16 protein-coding genes are annotated in these 20,750 nt (G+C 76.0%); 14 read left to right on the top strand and 2 right to left on the bottom strand.

Annotated features, from left to right (window positions below; translation table 11 throughout):
• Positions 1-187: 187 nt before the first annotated feature.
• From AB0F01_RS19475 to AB0F01_RS19465, 3 genes are all read left to right on the top strand, one after another.
• Complete coding sequence (locus AB0F01_RS19475; RefSeq protein WP_362096949.1) at positions 188-2,584, top strand: nitrate reductase; 2,397 nt, start codon at positions 188-190, stop codon at positions 2,582-2,584.
• On the top strand, positions 2,581-3,084 hold the full coding sequence (locus AB0F01_RS19470; RefSeq protein WP_362096946.1) for a hypothetical protein: 504 nt from the start codon (positions 2,581-2,583) through the stop codon (positions 3,082-3,084). The genes AB0F01_RS19475 and AB0F01_RS19470 overlap by 4 nt, the downstream gene beginning before the upstream one ends.
• Positions 3,085-3,193: 109 nt before the next feature.
• Positions 3,194-4,891 (top strand): hypothetical protein, encoded by a 1,698-nt coding sequence (locus AB0F01_RS19465; protein WP_362096944.1) that lies wholly within the window; start codon positions 3,194-3,196, stop codon positions 4,889-4,891.
• 104 nt (positions 4,892-4,995) lie between these two features.
• Here the strand turns inward: AB0F01_RS19465 and AB0F01_RS19460 are convergent, their stop codons facing one another.
• On the bottom strand, positions 4,996-5,181 hold the full coding sequence (locus tag AB0F01_RS19460; protein WP_362096942.1) for a hypothetical protein: 186 nt from the start codon (positions 5,179-5,181) through the stop codon (positions 4,996-4,998).
• A gap of 138 nt (positions 5,182-5,319) precedes the next feature.
• Between AB0F01_RS19460 and AB0F01_RS19455 the strand changes: the two genes are divergently transcribed.
• The 11 genes from AB0F01_RS19455 (at position 5,320) to AB0F01_RS19405 (ending at position 20,324) form a co-directional block, all read left to right on the top strand.
• Positions 5,320-5,532: a hypothetical protein gene (locus tag AB0F01_RS19455; protein WP_362096939.1), complete on the top strand. Its 213-nt coding sequence runs from the start codon at positions 5,320-5,322 to the stop codon at positions 5,530-5,532.
• A gap of 612 nt (positions 5,533-6,144) precedes the next feature.
• A complete protein-coding gene (locus AB0F01_RS19450; RefSeq protein ID WP_362096936.1) occupies positions 6,145-7,077 on the top strand; it encodes an alpha/beta hydrolase in 933 nt (310 codons plus the stop codon).
• Between the two features lie 221 nt (positions 7,078-7,298).
• Entirely contained in the window at positions 7,299-10,127 is a 2,829-nt protein-coding gene (locus tag AB0F01_RS19445) for a LuxR C-terminal-related transcriptional regulator (RefSeq protein ID WP_362096933.1), read from the top strand.
• Between the two features lie 142 nt (positions 10,128-10,269).
• Positions 10,270-11,526 carry a helix-turn-helix domain-containing protein gene (locus tag AB0F01_RS19440; RefSeq protein ID WP_362096931.1) on the top strand — a complete coding sequence of 419 codons (1,257 nt, stop codon included), beginning with the start codon at positions 10,270-10,272 and terminating at the stop codon, positions 11,524-11,526.
• Between the two features lie 1,030 nt (positions 11,527-12,556).
• On the top strand, positions 12,557-13,339 hold the full coding sequence (locus tag AB0F01_RS19435) for an ABC transporter ATP-binding protein (RefSeq protein ID WP_362096928.1): 783 nt from the start codon (positions 12,557-12,559) through the stop codon (positions 13,337-13,339).
• Entirely contained in the window at positions 13,336-14,238 is a 903-nt protein-coding gene (locus tag AB0F01_RS19430; protein ID WP_362096925.1) for an ABC transporter ATP-binding protein, read from the top strand. The genes AB0F01_RS19435 and AB0F01_RS19430 overlap by 4 nt, the downstream gene beginning before the upstream one ends.
• Positions 14,235-15,131 (top strand): branched-chain amino acid ABC transporter permease, encoded by an 897-nt coding sequence (locus AB0F01_RS19425; protein ID WP_362096923.1) that lies wholly within the window; start codon positions 14,235-14,237, stop codon positions 15,129-15,131. The genes AB0F01_RS19430 and AB0F01_RS19425 overlap by 4 nt, the downstream gene beginning before the upstream one ends.
• A complete protein-coding gene (locus AB0F01_RS19420) occupies positions 15,124-16,266 on the top strand; it encodes a branched-chain amino acid ABC transporter permease (protein ID WP_362096921.1) in 1,143 nt (380 codons plus the stop codon). Before AB0F01_RS19425 ends, AB0F01_RS19420 begins: the two co-directional genes overlap by 8 nt.
• Complete coding sequence (locus AB0F01_RS19415) at positions 16,263-17,549, top strand: ABC transporter substrate-binding protein (protein ID WP_362096919.1); 1,287 nt, start codon at positions 16,263-16,265, stop codon at positions 17,547-17,549. The genes AB0F01_RS19420 and AB0F01_RS19415 overlap by 4 nt, the downstream gene beginning before the upstream one ends.
• A 261-nt stretch (positions 17,550-17,810) precedes the next feature.
• Positions 17,811-19,184, top strand: coding sequence for an MBL fold metallo-hydrolase (locus AB0F01_RS19410; RefSeq protein WP_362096916.1), 1,374 nt, complete (start codon positions 17,811-17,813; stop codon positions 19,182-19,184).
• Between the two features lie 393 nt (positions 19,185-19,577).
• On the top strand, positions 19,578-20,324 hold the full coding sequence (locus tag AB0F01_RS19405; RefSeq protein WP_362096913.1) for a sulfite exporter TauE/SafE family protein: 747 nt from the start codon (positions 19,578-19,580) through the stop codon (positions 20,322-20,324).
• A 77-nt stretch (positions 20,325-20,401) separates the two neighbouring features.
• Here AB0F01_RS19405 and AB0F01_RS19400 read toward each other — a convergent pair whose 3' ends face one another.
• Positions 20,402-20,689 (bottom strand): metal-sensitive transcriptional regulator, encoded by a 288-nt coding sequence (locus tag AB0F01_RS19400; RefSeq protein ID WP_362097208.1) that lies wholly within the window; start codon positions 20,687-20,689, stop codon positions 20,402-20,404.
• Positions 20,690-20,750 lie beyond the last annotated feature (61 nt).

Raw genomic sequence — 20,750 nt, 5'->3', positions numbered from 1 at the left:
CAGGGAGTCCATCCTAGGGAGGCCCGAGGGCTCCCGGCCAGCCCGTTGGCGAACCCGCCCCGATCGAACGTCCCCGGCGCCCCGCTCCGCTGCTCGGCGCACGCGAGCGGTCACGCGTGGTGACGTGACGACGTCCCGGAATGCGGGTACCCGCCGCTGAGCCGACTTCTGCCCCCGGAGGTGGACAGTGGAGAGCACACCCGACCGGATCGCCGACCCCTGGGGGACCCGCACCCCCTACGCCGCCGGCACGTCCTGGCCCGTTCGCACGGACATGCATCTCGCGGACGGGATCAGCGAGCGCGACGTCGACCGCTGGGTGCGGACCGCGTCCATCCTGCACTCCAACGGGGACGCCCTCGACATCGCCGTGCGCGAGGGACGCATCGTCGGGGTACGGGGGCGGGCCGACGACCGGGTCAACCGCGGGCGGCTCGGGCCCAAGGACCTCTACGGATGGCAGGCCAACCACGCCCCCGACCGCCTCACCAGGCCGCTCGTGCGCGAGAACGGCCGGCTCGTGGAGACCGACTGGGACACCGCCATGGAGCGGATCGCCGCCCGCACCCGCGGCCTGCTGGACGAACGCGGGCCCGGCTCCATCGGCTTCTACACCTCCGGACAGCTGTTCCTGGAGGAGTACTACACCCTCGCCGTGCTCGCCCACGGCGGCATCCGCACCAACCACCTGGACGGCAACACCCGCCTGTGCACGGCGACCGCCGCCGAGGCCCTCAAGGAGACCTTCGGCAGCGACGGCCAGCCCGGTTCCTACGAGGACGTCGACCACGCCGACACCCTCGCCCTCTTCGGACACAACGTCGCGGAGACCCAGACCGTGCTGTGGATGCGGATGCTGGACCGCCTGGACGGCGCGGACCCGCCCCGCCTGGTCTGCGTCGACCCCCGCTTCACCCCGGTCGCCCGCCGGGCCGACGTGCACCTCGCGCCCCGCGCCGGCACCAACGTCGCGCTCCTCAATGCCCTGCTGCACGAGATCATCCGCACCGGCCGCGTCGACCGCGCATACCTCGACGCCCACGCCGTCGGCTTCGACGAACTCGCCGCCGCAGTCGAGCGGTGCACCCCCACGTGGGCGGCGGAGATCTGCGACGTCCCGGCCGCCGAGATCGAGCGGGCGGCGGACATCCTCGGCAGCGCCGAGCGGCTGCTGTCCACGGTCCTGCAGGGCGTCTACCAGTCCCACCAGGCCTCCGCCGCCGCCGTCCAGGTCAACAACCTGCACGTGATCCGCGGCATGCTGGGCCGCCCCGGCTGCGGACTGCTCCAGATGAACGGCCAGCCCACCGCCCAGAACACCCGGGAGTGCGGCGCCGACGGCGACCTGCCGGGCTTCCGCAACTGGGAGAACCCGCGGCACATCGAGGAACTCGCCCGGCTGTGGAACCTCGACCCCGGGGACATCCCCCACTACGGGCCCCCCACCCACGCGATGCAGATCTTCCGTTACGCCGAGCAGGGCTCGCTGCGCATGCTGTGGATCAGCGCCACCAACCCGGCGGTGTCCCTGCCCGAACTGTCCCGCATCCGGTCGATCCTCTCCCAGGAACGGCTGTTCACCGTGGTGCAGGACCTGTTCCTCACCGAGACCGCCCAACTCGCCGACGTCGTCCTGCCCGCCGCCACCTGGGGCGAGAAGACCGGCACCTTCACCAACGCCGACCGCACGGTGCACCTCTCGGAGAAGGCCGTCGACCCGCCCGGAGAAGCACGCGCCGACCTCGACATCCTGCTCGACTTCGCGGCCCGCATGGACTTCCGGGACAAGGACGGCGCCCCGCTCATCGGCTGGCACGACGCCGAGTCCGCCTTCGCCGCCTGGCAGCGGTGCAGCGCCGGACGCCCCTGCGACTACACCGGCCTCAGCTACCACAAGCTGCGCCGGGACGGCGGCGTCCAGTGGCCCTGCACCGACGACGCCCCCGACGGCACCCCGCGCCTGTACACCGACGGCATCGCGTACGCCGATCCGGACGTGTGCGAGAGCTACGGCCGGGACCTGGTGACCGGCGCGAGCGTCGGGGCCGACGGGTACCGTGCCCTCAACCCGGAGGGCAAGGCCGTCCTCAAGGCGGCCGAGTACATCCCGCCGCACGAGGACACCTCCGACGAGCTGCCCCTGCAACTGGTCACCGGCCGCACGGTCTACCACTTCCACACCCGCACCAAGACCGGCCGGGCCCCCGAACTGAACGCCGCCGCACCCGACGTCTGGGCGGAGATCTCCCCCCGCGAGGCCGCCGCCCAGGGGCTGGCCGACGGCGACCTGGTCCGCATCACCACCCCGCGCGGCGCCGTCCGGGCCACCCTGCGCACCACCGCGATCCGCGACGGCATGCTCTTCGTGCCCTTCCACTACGGCTACTGGGACACTCCGGCCGGCCACCGCCCACCCGACGACGGCGACGGACGGGCGGCCAACGAGACGACGGTCACCGACTGGGACCCCGTCTCCAAACAACCCCTGTTCAAGACGGCCGCGGCCCGCGTCACCCTCGTCGCCCGCCGCGCCGACCGGGACCGGGCCGCCGGCCTCGACGCGTCCGACGGGAGCGGATCATGAACAGCATCGCCCTGGTCCTGCGCCTGCTGCACGACGGCGAACGGGACCTGGAGCAGGACCTGCTGGCCGCCGCGGCCCGCCACCGCGTCGAGCACGAGTTCCGCCACGTCGCGACCGACGTCGCACGCTGGTCCCGGGAGCACGCCGCCCGGCTCGCCGACCTCGGCCGCGACCACGGCCTCGACCTGTCCGGGCCGCGCGGCAGGCCCCAGGCGGGCGTCCTGACCGCCCTGCGCGAGAAGGCGTCCGAGGCCCTCGGCAGGCGCCCCGAACCGGGCCTGATCCTGCTGCACGACCTGCGAGACCTGCACCTGGCGGCGGCCGGCAACTCCCTGCACTGGGAGATGCTCGGCCAGGCTGCCCAGGCCCGGCGGGACACCCGCCTCCTCGGCCTGGTCTCCGACTGCCACCCGCAGACACTGCGGCAGCTGCGCTGGACCGACACCATGCTCAAGGTGCTCTCACCCCAGCTGCTGACCAGCACCTCCGTCCCGGACTGACGCTGCGCTCGGCACGGGCGGCCACGCACCGCTATCGTCGGTTGCGTCCCCTGACGACACCCGCGGACGAGGCCGCCCACCGACCCGCCCGCCTCCCCGGGAGAGCGCCATGCGTGCCACGGACGACTACTACGACCTCGGCACCCACCACCGGCCGGTGACCACCGACTCCCCGCAGGCCCAGCTCTGGTTCGACCGGGGACTGGTGTGGACCTACGCCTTCCACCACGAGGAGGCCGTCGCCTGCTTCGAGAGGGCGGCGGCGGCCGACCCCGGCTGCGCCATGGCCCACTGGGGCATCGCCTACGCCCTCGGCCCCAACTACAACAAGCCGTGGGAGGCGTTCGACGGCGACGAACTCGCCCGCACGGTCGCCCGCACACACGAGGCCGTGGAACGGGCCCACGCCACGGCCGCCCGCGCCACCCCCGTCGAACAGGCCCTCGTCTCCGCGCTGCGCGCCCGCTACCCACAGGACCGGCCGGCCGCCGACTGCTCGGTGTGGAACGAGCCCTACGCCGACCGCATGCGGGAGGTCCACCGGGACGCCCCCGACGACCCGGACGTGGCCGCGCTGTGCGCCGACGCCCAGATGAACCTCACCCCGTGGCAGCTGTGGGACCTGCGCACCGGCCTCCCGGCCGAGGGCGCCCGCACGCTGGAGGCCAAGGCCGTCCTCGACGCCGCCCTCGCCACCGACGCCGGCGCGCACCACCCCGGCGTCGTCCACCTCTACATCCACCTGATGGAGATGTCGCCCACCCCGGAGGCCGCCCTCACCGTCGCGGACCGGCTGCGCGGCGCCGTACCCGACGCCGGGCACCTGCTGCACATGCCCTCGCACCTCGAAGTGCTCTGCGGCGACTACCGCCGGGTCGTCTCCGACAACGCCCTCGCCGCCGCCGCCGACGAGAAGTATCTCGCCCGCTCCGGGGCCATGAACTTCTACACCCTCTACCGGGCGCACAACATCCACTTCACGATCTACGGGGCCATGTTCGCCGGGATGTCCGGGACCGCCCTGGAGGCCGCGGCACGGCTCGAGGAGGCCGTACCCGAGAAGCTGCTGCGGGTGGAGAGCCCGCCGATGGCCGACTGGCTGGAGGGCTTCCTCGCCATGCGGGTGCACGTCCTGATCCGCTTCGGCCGCTGGGACGACATCCTGGCGCTGCCCTTCCCCGAGGACCCCGGGCTGTACTGCGTCACCACCGCGATGCTCCATTACGCCCGCGGCGTGGCCCTGTCCGCGACCGGCGCCGTCGACCGCGCCGAGCGGGAACGGACGGCGTTCCGGGCCGCGGTGGACCGGGTCCCGGACACCCGGATGCTGTTCAACAACACCTGCGCGGACATCCTCGCCATCGCCTCCGCGATGCTGGACGGCGAACTCGAGTACCGCAAGGGCCACGTCGAGGCGGCCTTCGCCGCCCTGGAACGCTCCGTCCACCTCGACGACACGCTGCCCTACGACGAACCCTGGGGGTGGATGCAGCCGACCCGGCACGCCTACGGGGCGCTCCTCCTGGAGCAGGGCCGGATCGAGGAGGCGGAGGCCGTCTACCGGGCCGACCTGGGACTGGACCCCACGCTGCCCCGCCCGTTGCAGCATCCTGGCAACGTCTGGGCGCTGCACGGCTTCCACGAGTGCCTCACGCGCACCGGACGCACGGCGGAGGCGGCGATCGTGGCCCAGCAGCTGAGGACGGCGGTCGCGGTGGCCGACGTGCCCGTCGAGTCGTCCTGCTTCTGCCGCAGGGAGACCCGCCCGCCCGGTCCGGCGGGCGACGACGGCTGCCACTGCCCTTGAGCGCGCCTGTGCGCGGGACTGTGCGGGACGCCAGGGCCCCGCGCACGCGCCGAGGTCCGCGCACGCGCCGAAGTCCGGGCCCGGCTGTGGGGCCGGGCCCGGACTCAGCGAGCGGACTGCATCGCGGCCTGGAACGACTGCATGCAGGAGAAGCAGTGCCGGTCCGTCGCGTGCCGCCGACGGGATTCGTCCTCCTTCTCCACGCCGCACAGCGTGGCGTTCCTGTCCGGTGTCAGGACGTGCCACACCGGCTCCCCCGAAGTGTCCGCACCGCACCACATCTCGTGCATTCCCAGCTCCCTCCGGGTCGGCATGGATGCCGTCTCCCATACGACCACCCGGGCTCCGGGGCGGCGCGCCCGGACCGCCAAGCGGGTGAGGCACGGTCCCCGGATGCGGGAACCGGGCGCCCGCCGGATGCTGGAGGGATGACGAAGGCGCCCATCGTGGTGCACCCGCCGCTCGGCTCGGGCGGCCGTCGGGTGACCGTGCACGGTGAGATCGTCGGGCTGGCGTACTCCGACCGCGACGTGGTGGAGTTCCTGCGGCGGGCCGGGCTGCCGGAGGGGGAGCGGCTGCTGGACGATCCGGCCTGGGTGAAGTGGTCCGGAGGCCGCGCCCACACCTACGACGCCGCCTGACGCGGACCGCCCCACAGCAACCGGCGGCCGGGTCAACCGGCCGCCGCGGACGAGAAGCGGCCACCGTCGGCGCCGACTCCGACGGTGACCGCGTTCTGCGCGTATACCCCGGGTTCCCCACCGCATGCAGGCCGGTTCTCGCCGCCCGCCCGGCCGTTCCCCCACCGCCCCCAGCGGCGCCCCGCGGCGCCCCGGCGCGGCCCTGTGCCGGCCCTCCCGGGTGGTGCCCGGCGACGTCCCGGCGCGGCCCCTGTGCCGGCACTCCCGGGTGATGGCCCCGCCGTCCCGGCACCGCCCTGGCCCGTTGCCTCCGGGTGGTGCGCGGCGCCGTCCCGCACGGCTGTCGCGGGCGCTCGCGCGTCGTGGCCGCACCCACCGTGACCCGGCCGCCGCTCCCGTCACAGCCGTCCCTCTCACCCCGCGGCGTCCGCCCGGTCCGCCCCCGCCCGCGCACGAGACCGGTGATATTGCCGGTCCGCTCCGCCCCCCTCCTCTCCGACAGTGGCACCGCCAGCCCACAGGCGGCGCCCCGGCCGGTGCGCGTCCGCACCTCACGCCTTCCCCGTGCACCGGCCGGCCGGGCGGACCGCCGCGACAGAGAGGACCCCCCTCGTGCAGCAGCACCCTCACAGCAGCATGAGCGCACCGGCCCCGTCCCGGGCGGGACGCCGCCGTACCGGCAGGCTCGCCGGACTGGCCGCGAGCGTCGCCGCCCTGGCTGCCCTCGGCGCCTTCGCCGGGCCGGGCGCCCACGCGGCGGACAACCCCTACGAGCGCGGCCCCGCGCCGACCGAGTCGAGCATCGAGGCGCTGCGCGGCCCGTACTCGGTGTCGGAGACCTCCGTCTCCTCACTCGTCGCCCGTGGCTTCGGCGGCGGCACGATCTACTACCCGACCAGCACCTCCGACGGAACCTTCGGCGCGATCGCCATCTCGCCCGGTTTCACCGCCTACGAGTCCTCCATCGCCTGGCTGGGCCCGCGCCTGGCGTCGCAGGGCTTCGTCGTCTTCACCATCGACACCAACACCACGCTCGACCAGCCCGCCTCGCGCGGGGACCAACTGCTCGCGGCACTGGACTACCTGACGGAGCGCAGCTCGGTGCGTGGCCGCGTCGACAGCAGCCGGCTCGGCGTCATGGGCCACTCCATGGGCGGCGGCGGCAGCCTGGAAGCGGCCAAGGACCGCCCCTCCCTCCAGGCCGCCATCCCGCTGACCCCCTGGAACCTCGACAAGACCTGGCCCGAGGTGCGGACGCCCACCCTGATCTTCGGTGCCGACGGCGACTCCATCGCCCCGGTCTCCACCCACGCCGAACCCCTGTACGAGGGGCTGCCGTCCTCCCTGGACCGCGCGTACATCGAGCTGAACAACGCCAGCCACTTCACGCCCAACACCTCGAACACCACGATCGCGAAGTACAGCATCTCGTGGCTGAAGCGCTTCATCGACAACGACACCCGCTACGAGCAGTTCCTGTGCCCGCTGCCGCGGCCGAGCCTGACCATCGAGGAGTCCCGGGGCAACTGCCCGCACACCTCCTGACCCCTCGCCCCACCCGCTCCACCCGGTGGCGGCCCGCGAACGACGCGGGCCGCCACCGGCGTTGTGCGGGCGCACCGCCACGGCCGCCCCGTCTTGGGCCGGCGCACACTCCGCTCCCCGTCCGGCGGCGCCGAAGCCACTGGCCACGGGGCGGATGAGTCTTCAACAAGCCCCGGACGCACGTCTTCCGGTGGAACTTACGCCTGAGTAAGGTCCCGGGAATGACCGGACAGACGACCCCCGGACCCGCTTCCCACCGCTACCGCGCGGACACGCAGCGGCGGGCGATCGCCGACCTGATGGACCGGCTGCGCACCGAGGGCGGTGTGCGGCTGGTGACCGGTGAACCCGGCTGCGGACGCTCCGCCTTCCTCGCGCACGCCGCCCGCTCCTTCCGCGCCGGGCCGGTGTGGCACCTGCGCGCCGACCCGGCGGACTCCGCGCGGCCCCGCAGCGGCCTGCACGGCCTGCTGCGCGCTCTCGGCCGGCCCGGGCCGCCGCCCGCCGGCCCGGCGGGCGACACCCTGCTCGCCGCGCTCCGGGAGGCCGCCGGCCCCACCCCCCACCTGCTGTGCGTGGACGACGCGCACCTGTGGGACCCGGCGTCCCGCGCCGCCCTCGGGGAGGCCGCCGCACGGGTGCGCGTCACGGGCGGGGCGGGCCTCCTCCTCGCCGTCCCCGGCCACCGTCCCACCGTCCCCGAGCTGGCCGGCCTCCCCGCCTTCCCGCTCGCCCCGCTCACCCCGCACGACGCCGCGCAGCTGCTGGACGAGGCCACCGACCACACCGTCGACCCGGCCGTCCGGGCCCAGTTGGTGTCGGAGGCGGACGGCAGTCCCGCGCTGCTGCTCGCCCTGGCCCACCGCCTGTCCCCGGCGCAGCTGCGCGGTCACCGGGAGCTGCCCGTGCCGGTCGCGGACGGGGAGGTCCTGGACGCCCTCGTCGGCGGTCACCTCGCCGGACTGCCGGCGGACCACACCGAGCTGCTGCTGACGGTGGCGGCGGCCGAGCGGGCGGGCGACACGCCCGGAGCCGACGCCGCACTCGTCCACCGGGCGGCCCCGCACCCCGGCCACCGCGCGGAGGCGACCGGCCCCGCGACGGCGTCCCCGTTCCTCGTCGCGGCGGACGGCAGGCTGCGGTTCCGCAGCCCCCTGCTCGGCCGGGCCGTCTACGCCACCGCCCCGCCCGAGCGGCGCCGTGCCGCCCACCGGGCGCTCGCCGGGGCGCTGCCCGCCGGGCTCCCCGCGCTGCTGCACCGCTCCTGGACCGTCACCGGGCCCGCGCCGCACCTCGCGTCCGCACTGTCGGCCGCCGCGGCCGACCCGGCGACCGCGCCGCCGCCCGCCGTGCGGCGCACGGCGCACACCCGGGCCGCCGAACTGAGCGCGGACGACGCCGAACGCGCCCGCCAGTACACCGCGGCCGCCGAACAGGCGCTGCTCGCCGGGGACTCGCCCGGCGCCCTGCGGCTGCTCGACGCCGCCCGGAGCCGCCCCGTGCCCACCGCCGTGCGCGGCCGGACGGAGCTGCTGCGCGGCCGGGTGCTGCTCGCGGACGGCCCGGTGGACGACGCCCGCGAGTCCTTCCTGCTCGCCGCGGGCCTCCTGGCCGGAGCCGTGGCCCGATCCGCGGCCGGCCCCGGCGGCCCGCCGGACCCCGAACCGGCCGTCGCGGCCGAGCTGGGCGCGGCGGACGCCGCCTGGGCGGCCGGCGACTCCGCCTCCTGCCTGCGGGCCCTCACCCACGGCCACGGCGAAGCGCCCCGCCCCGGCGCCCGCGGCACGGCCGACGCCACCGCGCCGTCCGCCGCCCGGCCGACCCTGCTCCATGACCACCGGGACGGCATGAGGGCCGTCCTCCTGGCCCGCTTCGACCTCGCCGCCGGACCCCTGCGCCGGGTGGTCGACCGGGGGCAGGACGCCGACGACTGCGAGGAGCTGATGCGCGCCGCCGCCGCGGCGCTGATGCTCGGCGAGGTCACCGCCGCCCGCCGGGCCGGCGCCCGTGCCCTGGCCGCGGCCCGCACCGCCGGGTACGCCGCCCTGGAGGCGAGGGCGCTGGAGTACCTCGCCTACGCCGACCTGCGGGCCGGCCGCCACCAGCTGGCCCGCGCCCACGCCGAGGAGGGCCTGCGGGCCGCCCGGCGGGCCGCCCAGCGCAACACGGCGGCCCACCACCACGCGGTGCTGGCCCTCGCCGCCTCCATCGAGGGCGACCCGGTCACCGAGCACGTCACGGCGGCCCTCACCACCGCCCGGCGGCACGGGCTCGCCCAGGCCGCCACCCTCGCCCAGTGGGCCGCGGCCCGCGCGGACCTGGGCGCGGGCCGTCCCCGGGAGGCCGCGGACCGGCTCGGCCCGCTGGTGCGTCCCGGCCCGCGCCGGGGCCACTTCGCGGTGTGGATGCTCGCCGTGCCCTGCTACGTGGAGGCCGCCGTCCTCGCCGGGCACCCGGAGCACGCCCGCGCGGTGGTGGAGGACTTCGCGCTGTGGGCCGCGTGCGGCGCGGATCCCCAGGCCCCCGCCCAGCTGCTGCGCTGCCGGGCGCTGCTGGCCCCGCCGTCGGCCGCCGACGAGCTGTTCCTGCGCGCCCTGGACAGCCATGAGCGGACCAGCGGGGCGGGGGACTTCGAGCGGGCCCGCACCGAGCTGCTGCACGGCATGTGGCTGCGGCGCCGGCGCCGGCTGCGCGAGGCCCGCACCCGGCTGGGTGAGGCACTGCTCGGGTTCGAGCGCTGCGGTGCGCAGGTGTGGGCCCGCCAGGCGGGCGCGGAGCTGCGGGCCAACGGGGCGGCCCCCGGCACCGGGGCGGGCGAGAGCGTCGGCGGGACGGGCGGGGGACTGTCCCGGCTGACCCCGCAGCAACTGCGGATCGCGCGCCGGGTGGCGGAGGGCGCGACCAACCGGGAGGTGGCGCTGAGCCTGTCGGTCAGTACCCGGACCGTCGACTACCACCTGCGGAACGTCTTCGCCACGCTCGGGGTCCGTTCCCGCGTGGAACTTGTCCGGCTGGTCGAACAAGAGGAAAAGACCGGTGCACAGCTCTAGGGACCGACCGGACGGTATGCCATCCTTCGGGGCAGGACGAGTCAGGTGGCGGCCGCCCCATGGGCTCCACGGCCGGCCGGGCGCCGGTCCGGGGACCGCCGCACGGGCACCGCCGGGAAGCCGACCCTGGGGGAGATGCGCGATGCACCACGCCGTACGGCCACGTACTCTGCCACGCCCCGGGCCCGTGCCCGCCCCGCGCCCACGGCCCGCACGCGTGCGCCCGCTGATCGACGCGGACGCCCTCCGGGTCCTGCACCGGGGCGCCCGCGTCCTGCTGGACGACCTGCCCCACCTCACCGACCGGCTGGTCGCCGTGCTCCAGGAGCAGCAGTCCGCCTACCGGGCCGCCGTGGAGGCCGACGCCACCGGCACCTGGCAGGAGGTGCACCGCTCGCTGCGGCACAGCGTCGCCTCCCTGCTCGACCCGCGCGGGGCCCGTGACGCGGCCCGCCGCTGCACCTGGCGGATCGGCGCCGCCCGTGCCGAACAGGGGCTCCCGCTCGACGCGTTGCTGCACGCCTTCCGGCTGGGCGGGTCGTTGGTGTGGCAGGCACTGGTCGACGAGACCTGCCGGACGGCGCCGGAGGACGTCCGGCTGCTGGTGCACGTCGCGTCCGACGTGTGGGAGTTCGTCGACGAGCACTGCACCCTCGTGGCCGACGCCTACCGGCAGACCGAACGGCAACTCGCCTGGCGGAGGGAGAACAGGGTGCGCCTGCTGGCCGCGGCCCTGCTGGACGGCAGCAGCCGCATCGCCGACCTGCCCGATGCCGCCGAGGCCCTGGACCTGCCCGAGCAGGGCCGGTACGTGGTCGTCGCGGTGGCCGGCGGCCGGCCGGCCGGTTGTCCGGGCGCACAAGCGGTGCTGCCCCCGACTGTGCGCGTGCACTGGCACCCGGGGACGGACGTCGACTACGGCATCGTCCTCGCCGACGACGACCCCGAACCGGTCACGGCCGACGCCCGGCCCGGACTGCGCGTCGGCGTCAGCAGCGCCGTCGAGGGTCTGGCCGCCGTCGGCGGTGCCCGTGCCCTCGCGGACACCGCGCTGGGCCTCTGCCCGGAGACCGGCGGCACGGTCCGCCTGACGGACCACCTGCCCGCCGCGCTGGTGATGTCGTCGCCCGAACTCGGCGCCGCGCTCACCGACCGGCTGCTGGGCCCGCTGGCCGGGCTGGAACCGGCCGACGCGGACGTCCTGCTGGACACCCTCGCCACCTGGCTGGCCTGCGACGGCTCGGCCCAGCGCGCGAGTCGCCGCCTGTACTGCCACCGCAACACGGTCCTCAACCGGCTGCGCCGCTACGAGCAGTTGACGGGCCGCTCCCTGTCCCGCCCCTCCGACCTCGTCGAGGTCACCCTCGCCCTGACGGCCCACCGCCTGCTGCCGCGCTGACGCCCTCCGGGCGGGTACGGGCGCTGCGGCCCGGCCGCGCGGGCCGGCCCGCCCGACAGCGGCGCCCGACAGCGGCGCCGGCCGCCCGACACCGGCGCCCAGAAGCCGCGCCGGTCCGCCCGGCCGGGCCGTGCGGTCCCCCGGGCGGCGTCGGTGGGGGCCCCGTGCGGGCGGCCGTGCCTCCTGCCGCTGCCCGGGTGGCACAGCGGGACCGGGCCGCCGGCGGCGCCCGCTCCGGACGGACGGAGGCGCGAGCCGTCCCCCCGTGCCCCCTCGCGTGGGGCGGCCACCGGTCCGTGCGCCCGGCCCGCCCCACCGGTGGACCGCACCCCGGACCGTCTCGCCGCGCGGAGCCGGGCCGCGCCCCGGGACGGCACCGCCCGACGGCTCCCGGCCGGTTAAGGCTCCCGGCCGGTTCAGGCACCCGGTCGGGCCGGCACCCCACCGGCCGCGCCGGCCCGCCCCTCCCGCGCGGCCGGGACGGGCCCTCCGCCCGGCCGGTGGGACATCCCCGCGCGATGCCGTGCCCACGCCGGCGCGCGGGCAGCGCAGCGGGGCCGGACCGCTCGCCGCGCCCGTTCCGGACGGACGGAGCCGACGGCCGTGCCCCGCGCCCCGTGCGCCCGAATGCGCGCAGCCCGGTCCGCGGGCCCCCGTCCGCGGGCCTCGGCCGCCGCACCCGTGGACCGCACCCAGGACGGTCCCGTCGCGCGGTGCCGGGCCGCGCCCCGGGATCGCGCCGTCGGCGACTCCCGGCCGGTTCCGGCACCCGGGCGGGCCGCCCCACCGTCCGCGCCGCCGGCGACCCCGGCGCCCGGGGCCGTCCCGGCACCCGCCCCCGACGGCCGCCCCACCGCCCGCCACCTGCCCGGAGGGCATGGGCACCGGCACAACCCCCGCCCCGGCCGGTTGGGAACCCGCAGCGAGAGGCGGCTCAACGCTGTACCGCCCGCCCGCGCCCGTGCTGTCGTGGCCTCCCCCCTTCCCACCAAGCCGTCGCCGTCCCGCGGTACGGCCCCGAGGAGCCGTGATGCCCGAAGCACCACCGGACGACCGGCCCGCCCTGCACGTCGAGAGCGTCGACGTGACGTACGGGCGCGCCCTGTCCGCCCTCCGTTCCGTGTCCCTGACCGTGCCGCACGGCGCCGTCGTGGCTCTGCTCGGCGCCAACGGCGCGGGCAAGACGACCCTGTTGCGCGCCGTGTCCGGCACCCTGCGCCTGCACCGCGGCGCCGTCACGGGCGGTCGCATCCGCTACGGCGACACGGTGCTCGACGGCAAGGACCCCGTCACGGCGGTGCGGGCCGGAGTCGTCCAGGTCCCCGAGGGGCGGCGGGTGTTCGCCGGTCTCTCGGTGGACGAGAACCTGCGCAGCGGCGGGCTCGGACTGACCCGCCGCGACCGGTCCCGGACGCAGGAGGCCCGGGACCGCGTGTTCGCGCTGTTCCCCCGGCTCGCCGAGCGCACCGCGCAGGCCGCGGGACTGCTGTCCGGCGGTGAGCAGCAGATGCTGGCGATCGGCCGGGCCCTGATGGCCGCGCCGCGGCTGCTCCTGCTCGACGAGCCGTCTCTCGGCCTCGCCCCGCAGATGGTGGACCGGATCGCCGAGGTGATCCGGGAGATCAACGCCCAGGGCACCGCCGTGCTGCTGGTCGAACAGAACGCCGGCATGGCGCTCTCCCTCGCCGACCACGCGCACGTCCTGGAGGTCGGGGAGACCCGGCTGTCCGGCCCCGCCGCCGAACTCGCCCGCACCGACGCCGTGCGCCGCCTCTACCTGGGCGAGGCGGCCGAGGACCGGGGGGCCGCGTGAAGGACCGCACCTCCGCCGCGCCGCCCGTGCTCGACGTCCGGGGGGTGACCGTGCGCTTCGCCGGGCTCACCGCCCTGGACGAGGTGTCGTTCACCGTCGCCCCCGGCTCGGTGCACGCGCTCATCGGACCCAACGGCGCCGGCAAGTCGACCTGCTTCAACGTGCTGTCCGGCCTGTGCCGCCCGGCCGCCGGCACGGTGACGCTCGGCGACACCGAGCTGACCCGGCTCGCCCCGCACCGCATCGCCGCGCTCGGCGTGGCCCGTACCTTCCAGAACATCGTCACCACCCACGGCACGGTCGCCGACAACCTGATGCTCGGCCGCCACGCCCTCTCCCGCGCCGGCTTCGCCGCCACCGCCCTGCGCCTGCCGGGCGCGGTGCGCGAACAGCGCGAACACCTCGACCGCGCCCGGGAGATCGCCGAACTGACCGGTCTCGGCGCCCACTTCGACAGCCCGGTCGCGCTGCTGTCGTACGGCGACCGCAAGCGGGTGGAACTCGCCCGCGCCCTCTGTCTGGAGCCCCGTGTGCTGCTGCTCGACGAACCCGTGGCCGGCATGAACGCCACCGAACGCGCCCGCACGGCCGAGGCCGTTGCCGCACTGCGGGCCGAACTCGGGCTCTCCATCGTGCTGGTGGAGCACGACATGGGCCTGGTGATGCGGCTCGCCGACGACGTCACCGTGCTCGACTTCGGGCGGGCCATCGCGCACGGCACCCCCGACGAGGTCCGCCGGGACCCCGAGGTGCTGCGCGCCTACCTCGGCACCGGGGCGACGCCCGGCGCACCGCGGGCGAACGGGGCCGCCGATCCGTCGGCGGGCGCGGAGCCGGGCGGGGCGCCGGACACGGCGCCGGGCTCGAAGGCCGGCAGCGCGGGGGAGGAGGTGGCATGACCGGGTTCCTGGACAACGTCCTCGGCGGCGTGGCGCTCGGCGCGGTGTACGCGCTCGTCGCGCTCGGCTTCGTCGTCATCTTCAAGGCGTCGGGCGTCCTCAACTTCGCCCACGGCTCCATGCTGCTGTTCGGCGGCTACCTGATCGCCGTCCTGCACGACGACCTCGGCTTCGCGGGAGCCATGGCGCTGGCCGTCCTCGCCACCGCCGCCCTCGCGGGCGTCGTCGACCGGTTCCTGCTGCAACGCGGCGGGCAGGACGGCCACGCCGCGCACGTGCAGACCATCGTCACCATCGGCATCGACATCGTCCTGCTCACCGACCTGGCCCGCCGCATCGGCGGCGACCTGCTGTCGCTGGGCGACCCGTGGGGCTCCTCGGTCACCGAACTCGGACCGGTGACCGTCGCCGACAGCCGGCTCGCCGCCATCGTGGTGTCGACCGTGGTCATCGGCGCGGTCTTCGCCCTCTTCCGCTTCACCCCCTGGGGCCTGTCGCTGCGGGCCGCGGCGGAGGACCTGGAGGCCGCCGCCCTCATGGGCGTCCGGCTCGGCCGGGTACGGGCGGGAGCCTGGTGCCTGGCGGGCGCGCTGGCCGCCCTGGCGGCCGTGTTCCTCGCGGCCTTCCCGGCACCCGGCCTGGAGCGCACCACCGGACAGATCGCGCTCAACGCCTTCCCGGCCGCGATCCTCGGCGGGCTCGCCTCCCCGGCCGGCGCGCTGGCGGGCAGCCTGCTCATCGGCCTCACCGAGGCCCTGGTGGTCGGCTACCAGTCCGAACTCCACCTCCTCGGCGACGGCTTCGGAGACGTCGCCCCGTACGCCGTGATGCTGCTGGTGCTCCTGGTGCGGCCCACCGGGCTGTTCGGCGCCAAGGGGGTGGCCCGTGTCTGACCGCCTCCTCGCCGCCCTCACCCGCCGCCGGGCCACGCTCCTGGTGCTCGCCGTCCTGCTGTGCCTGCCCCCCTTCTACCTGGACGCCTTCTGGCTGCGCATCGGCCTGTTCTCCATGGCCGCCGCCATCGGCGCCATCGGCCTCGCGCTGCTCTCCGGCACCGCCGGCCAGCTCTCCCTGGGACACGCCTTCTTCCTCGCCGTCGGGGCGTACGGGTACGCCTGGTTCGCCGGGGACCCCGGGGCGGGCCTGCCGCCGGTCCTCGCCGCCGTCCTCGCGGTGCTGCTCGCCGGTGCGGCGGGCGGACTGTTCAGCCCCGTCGCCGCCCGGGTCAAGGGCATCTACCTCGGCATCGCCACGCTCGCCCTGGTCTTCCTCGGCCACCACGTCCTGCTCACCGCCGACTCCGTCACCGGCGGCTTCAACGGACGCTCCGTGCCGCCGCTCTCCGTCGGCGGGTTCACCTTCGCCGAGACCGACCCCGAACTGACCGTGCTCGGCGTGCCGTTCGGCGCCGAGGAGCGACTGTGGTTCCTCGGGCTGGCGCTGTTCGCGCTGACCTGGTTCACCGCCCGCGGCCTGCTGCGCGGGCGCCCCGGCCGGGCGCTCGCCGCGCTGCGCGACAGCGAGACCGCGGCCTCGGTGATGGGCGTCGACGTCGCCCGGCACCGTTCGGCGGCGTTCGTGCTGTCGTCCATGTACGCCGGACTCGCGGGCGTCCTCCTGGCGCTCGCCTTCCGCCGGGTCGTCCCGGACTACTTCTCCCTGATCCTCTCCGTCGACTACCTCGCCATGATCGTCATCGGCGGGCTCGGCTCCGTCGCCGGAGCCACCGCGGGCGCCGTGTTCGTCACCGCGCTGCCGCTGCTGATGACCCGGTACGCCGACCAGCTCCCCCTGGTCGCCGCCCCCGGCTCGGCCGAGGGCGCCGTCGGACCCACCGAGGCGGCCCGCTACCTCTACGGCGCCGCGATCGTCCTCGTCCTGCTGTACGCGCCCGACGGCCTGCACGGCCTGGCCCGCCGGACCCGCGAACGCATCCGGCGCCGCCGCGCCCGCCCGCCCGCCGAGACCCCTGTCCCTTCGCCCCCGCAAGCCCCCGCAGCCGCACGAACCAAGGAGCACACCCCGTGAACACCACCCACCGCACTCGCCGCAACCGGCGTCGCACCACCGGTACCGTCCTCGCCGGCACCCTCGCCCTGCTGCTCGCGGCCACCGGGTGCAGTTCCAAGGCGGACAGCGGCAAGGGGGACGGCGACGCGGCCGACGGCGTGCGCACCGGTCCCGGCGTCACCGCCGACACCATCAGACTGGGCGCCCTCACCGACCTGACCGGCCCGTACGCCACCCTCGGCAAGAGCATCGTGCAGGCCCAGCAGATGTGGGCCGAGGAGACCAACGCCGAGGGCGGCATCTGCGACCGCAAGATCGAGATCGTCGTCAAGGACCACGGCTACGACGTGCAGAAGGCGGTCACCGCCTACGCCGACATCGCCCCCGACGTGGTCGCCCTGCCGCAGGTCATCGGCTCCCCGGTGGTCGCCGCCCTGCTCGACGACATCCAGCGCGACAAGATGCTGACCTTCCCGCAGGCCTGGGCCGCGTCCCTGCTCGGCAAGGACGCCATCCAGGTGCTCGGCACCACCTACGACGTCGACATGATCGCCGCGGTCGACTTCCTCACCCGCACCAAGGGCCTGAAGAAGGGCGACACCATCGGCCACGTCTACTTCGAGGGCGACTACGGCACCAACGCGCTGGAAGGGTCCACCTGGGCGGCCGAGAAGGCCGGTCTGAAGATCGCCGGGCAGAAGATCCAGGCCACCGACACCGACCTGTCGGCGCAGGTGTCGGCGCTGCGCAAGGAGGGCGTGAAGGCGGTCCTGATCAGCGCGGGTCCCGCCCAGACCGCCTCCCTCGTCGGTGTGGCCGCCTCGCGCGGGCTGAAGGTCCCGGTGGTCAGCAGCGCCCCCGGCTTCGCGCCGCAGCTGATGAAGACCCCCGCCGCGCCCGCCCTCGCGGCCATGCTGCACGTCGTGAGCGCGGCGCCCGCGGTCAGCAGCGACCTGCCCGGCGTGCAGAAGATGGTGGCCTCGTACCAGAAGAAGTACCCGGACTCCCCGGTGGACTCCGGCGTGCTCTCCGGCTACAACGCGGCCCAGTTGCTGGGCAACGACCTGAAGGCGGCCTGCGAGGCGGGCGGCCTCAGCCGTGAGGACGTCGTCAAGGCGCACCGCGCGCAGACCAACGCCGACACCGGTCTCGGCACCGCGCAGAACTTCTCCGACGTCGACCGCCCGGCGAGCGTCGAGACGTACGTCCTCAAGCCGGACGCGAAGGCCGTCGGCGCGGTCGTCAACGCCGAGGACGCCCACACGGCCCCGGGCGTGGAGGACTACCTGAGCTCGAAGTGATGCGATGGCCGGGGAACGCCCCCGGCCCCGTCGTCCCGCACGGCGAGCACCGCGCGTGACCCCGCGGCACCGGATGCCCCGGCGGCCCTCTTCCGAGGAGCCGCCGGGGCATCCGCGCGTCCCGGCGGGGGCACCCGGCCCACGGGCGGCGCGGTCGGACGCCGGCCCCGCCACCGGGCGCGGTATACCCCCGGGGGTACGTGCTACCGTCGAGGTCACGGATACCCCCCGGGGTAATATGCACACCGGAAGGAGCAGGACGTGTTCTTCGTCGACACGATCGAGGTGCCAGGACTCGGCAACCGCGGCCATCTGGCCGGCGGCGAGCACACGGCCGTAGTGGTGGACCCGCCGCGGGACATCGACCGCGTCGTCGCCGCCGCGGCCCGGCGCGGCGTGCGCATCGGCCATGTCGTCGAGACCCATGTCCACAACGACTACGTCAGCGGCGGCCTGCAACTCGCCCGTCTCACCGGCGCCGCCCACCTGGTGCCCGCCGACGCCCGGGTCTCCTTCGCCCGCACGCCCGTGCGCGACGGCGACGAGGTGACCGTCGACGAGGCCGCCGGCCTGACCCTGCGGGCCATGGCGACGCCCGGTCACACCCCGCACCACACCGCCTACGTCCTGCGCGAGCGCGGCGCCGAGGTCGCCGTGTTCACCGGAGGCTCCCTGCTCATCGGCGCCGTCGGCCGCCCCGACCTCGTCGAACCCCGCCTGACCGAGTCGCTCGCCCGGGCCCAGCACGCCTCCGTCCGACGACTGGCCGCCGAACTGCCCGACGCGACAGCCGTGCTGCCGACCCACGGGTTCGGCAGCTTCTGCTCCTCCTCCGGCCGGGCCACGGACGACTCCACCACCATCGGCAAGGAACGCGCGTCCAACGACGCGCTCACCCGGGACGTCGACGCCTTCGTCGCGGACCTGCTGGCCGGGCTGGACGACGCCCCCGCCTACTACGCCCACATGGCGCCGGTCAACGCCGACGGCCCCGCTCCGATCGACCTGACCCCGCCCGCCCCGGCGGACGCCGACGAGATCGCCCGGCGGCTCGCCGCGGGGGAGTGGGTGGTCGACCTGCGCCACCGGGTCGCCTTCGCCGAGGGCCATGTGTCCGGCTCCCTGAACTTCGAGGCCGACGGCAAACTCGCCACCTACCTGGCCTGGCTGGTCCCGTGGGGCAAGCCGGTCACCCTGCTCGCCGAGTCCGCGGCACAGCTGGCCGCCGCCCAGCGGGAACTGGCCCGGGTCGGCATCGACCGCCCCGCCGCGGCGGCCACCGGGGACCCGGCGAGCTGGCTGCGCGACGGTGAGGCCGCCGCCTCCTTCCCCCGCGCCACCTTCGCCGACCTCGCCGGCCGGCCCACCGACGAGCGGGCCGTCGTCCTCGACGTCCGCCGCGACTCCGAGCGCGCCGAGGGACACGTCCGGGGCTCGGTCCACATCCCTCTGCACAGCCTGCGCGGACGGCTCGGCGAGATCCCCGACGGCCGGGTCTGGGTCCACTGCGCGAGCGGCATGCGCGCCGCCATCGCGGCGTCCCTGCTCGACGCGGCCGGCCGCGAGGTCGTCGCGGTCGACGACTCGTTCGACGGTGCGGAACGCGCCGGCCTCACGACCACCACCCCTGCCTGACGGCGCAAGCACACCGGGACCACCACTTCTGCCTGACGGCGCAAGGACACCGAACCACCCCTTCTGCCTGACGGCGCAAGCACACCGAGACGAAAGAGCACCGACCGGTATGAACGTCCTCCGCCGGTTCCCCGCGCCCCCGGACGGCCCGCCCACGGGCGCGGCGCCCGGGACCGCACACCTCCGTAGTGCCCCGGGACGGCCCCTGCCGGCCGGGCGGCGGACCGAGCCCCGCGCCCCCCGCCGGGCCGGCGCGCTCCCGGCGTCCGCGCGCCCCGCGCCGCCGCGGGCCGGCGGGCGCCCTCGCACCGCCCCCGCCCCGGACGGCACGCCCCGTACGGGACGCCGCCCCGCGCGGTACGGTGACGGCCACGGCGGGAGCGGCACGGTCACGTGAGCACGCTCCTTCTCGCCCTGGCCGCGGGCGCCCTCGTCGGTCTCGCCCTGGGTGCGCTCGGAGGCGGCGGCAGCGTCCTGGCCGCCCCCGCGCTGATCTACCCGCTGGGCTTCACCCCGGTCGCGGCCACCACCGCCGGCCTCGTCATCGTCGTCCTCACCTCCGCCGCGGCCCTGTCCGCCCACGCCCGCGACGGCCTGGTCCGGTGGCGCACCGGCCTGCTGTTCGCCGCGGCGGGCGTCGTGCCCGCCGCGCTCGGGGGCGCGCTCGCCGCTCGCCTGCCGGGCGCCGTGCTCACCGGGGCGTTCGCCCTGGTGGCGGCGGTCGCCGCGGTCCGCATGCTGCGCCCGCCCGCCCCGGCCGCCGACGGCGTCCCCGTGCGGCCGGTCCGGGCCGCCGCGGCGGGCGTCGGGCTCGGCGCGGTCACCGGCACCCTCGGCGTCGGCGGCGGCTTCCTCGCCGTACCGGCGCTGACCGGCGTGCTCGGCCTGCGCCTGCGCGTCGCCGTGGGTACGGGCCTGGTCGTCGTGGCCGTCAACGCTCTCGCCGCGCTCACCCAGCGGGCGGGCACGATCGACACCCTCGACTGGGCGGTCGTCGGCCCCTTCACCGCCGCGGCCGTCCTCGGCGCCTGGGACGGCAAGCGGCTGGCGGCCAGGATCTCGGGGACGGCGTTGCGGCGGGTCTTCGCGGCGCTGCTGCTGGCCGTCGCTGCCCTGATGCTGGCCGACGCGGTGTGGTGACGCACCCGGCACCCGCGCGCCCGCCGCCGGCCCGGCCGCCGCCCGCACCGGTCCGGGCGGCGACGGACACGGACCGGTCAGGCCAGCGACAGGAACAGCTTCTCCAGCCGGGCCCGCATCTCCTCGGCGTCCTCGCCGTTGCGGCGGCCCGACTCGACATCGGCCAGGCACTGCTGCAGCCCGGTGGCGATGATCGCGAAGCCCGCCCGGTCCAGCGCCCGGGACGCGGCCGCCAGCTGCATGACGACCTCCTCGCAGTCCCGGCCCTCCTCGATCATCCGGATCACCCCGGAGATCTGCCCCTGGGCCCGGCGCAGCCGGTTCAGCACGGCCTTCAGATCCGCACCCTCCAGTTCCAGCTCCACAACCACTCCTCCCTGCATACCCCTCGGGGTATGGTACGTCCCGTTTCGGGACGGCGTCGAC

Origin of the sequence: Streptomyces sp. NPDC029526, from assembly GCF_040637405.1 — a bacterium.
Lineage (GTDB): Bacteria > Actinomycetota > Actinomycetes > Streptomycetales > Streptomycetaceae > Streptomyces.
The sequence above is the reverse complement of the archived record's forward strand: the minus strand, read 5'-3'. Positions and strand labels throughout refer to the sequence as shown.

What these genes read in the sequence shown, in the direction of transcription:
- AB0F01_RS19470 (WP_362096946.1), top strand. Translation starts at nt 2,581, where the DNA reads ATGAACAGCATCGCCCTGGTCCTGCGCCTGCTGCACGACGGCGAACGG.
- AB0F01_RS19465 (WP_362096944.1), top strand. Translation starts at nt 3,194, where the DNA reads ATGCGTGCCACGGACGACTACTACGACCTCGGCACCCACCACCGGCCG.
- AB0F01_RS19460 (WP_362096942.1), bottom strand. Translation starts at nt 5,181, where the DNA reads ATGCACGAGATGTGGTGCGGTGCGGACACTTCGGGGGAGCCGGTGTGG.
- AB0F01_RS19455 (WP_362096939.1), top strand. Translation starts at nt 5,320, where the DNA reads ATGACGAAGGCGCCCATCGTGGTGCACCCGCCGCTCGGCTCGGGCGGC.
- AB0F01_RS19445 (WP_362096933.1), top strand. Translation starts at nt 7,299, where the DNA reads ATGACCGGACAGACGACCCCCGGACCCGCTTCCCACCGCTACCGCGCG.
- AB0F01_RS19440 (WP_362096931.1), top strand. Translation starts at nt 10,270, where the DNA reads ATGCACCACGCCGTACGGCCACGTACTCTGCCACGCCCCGGGCCCGTG.
- AB0F01_RS19435 (WP_362096928.1), top strand. Translation starts at nt 12,557, where the DNA reads ATGCCCGAAGCACCACCGGACGACCGGCCCGCCCTGCACGTCGAGAGC.
- AB0F01_RS19425 (WP_362096923.1), top strand. Translation starts at nt 14,235, where the DNA reads ATGACCGGGTTCCTGGACAACGTCCTCGGCGGCGTGGCGCTCGGCGCG.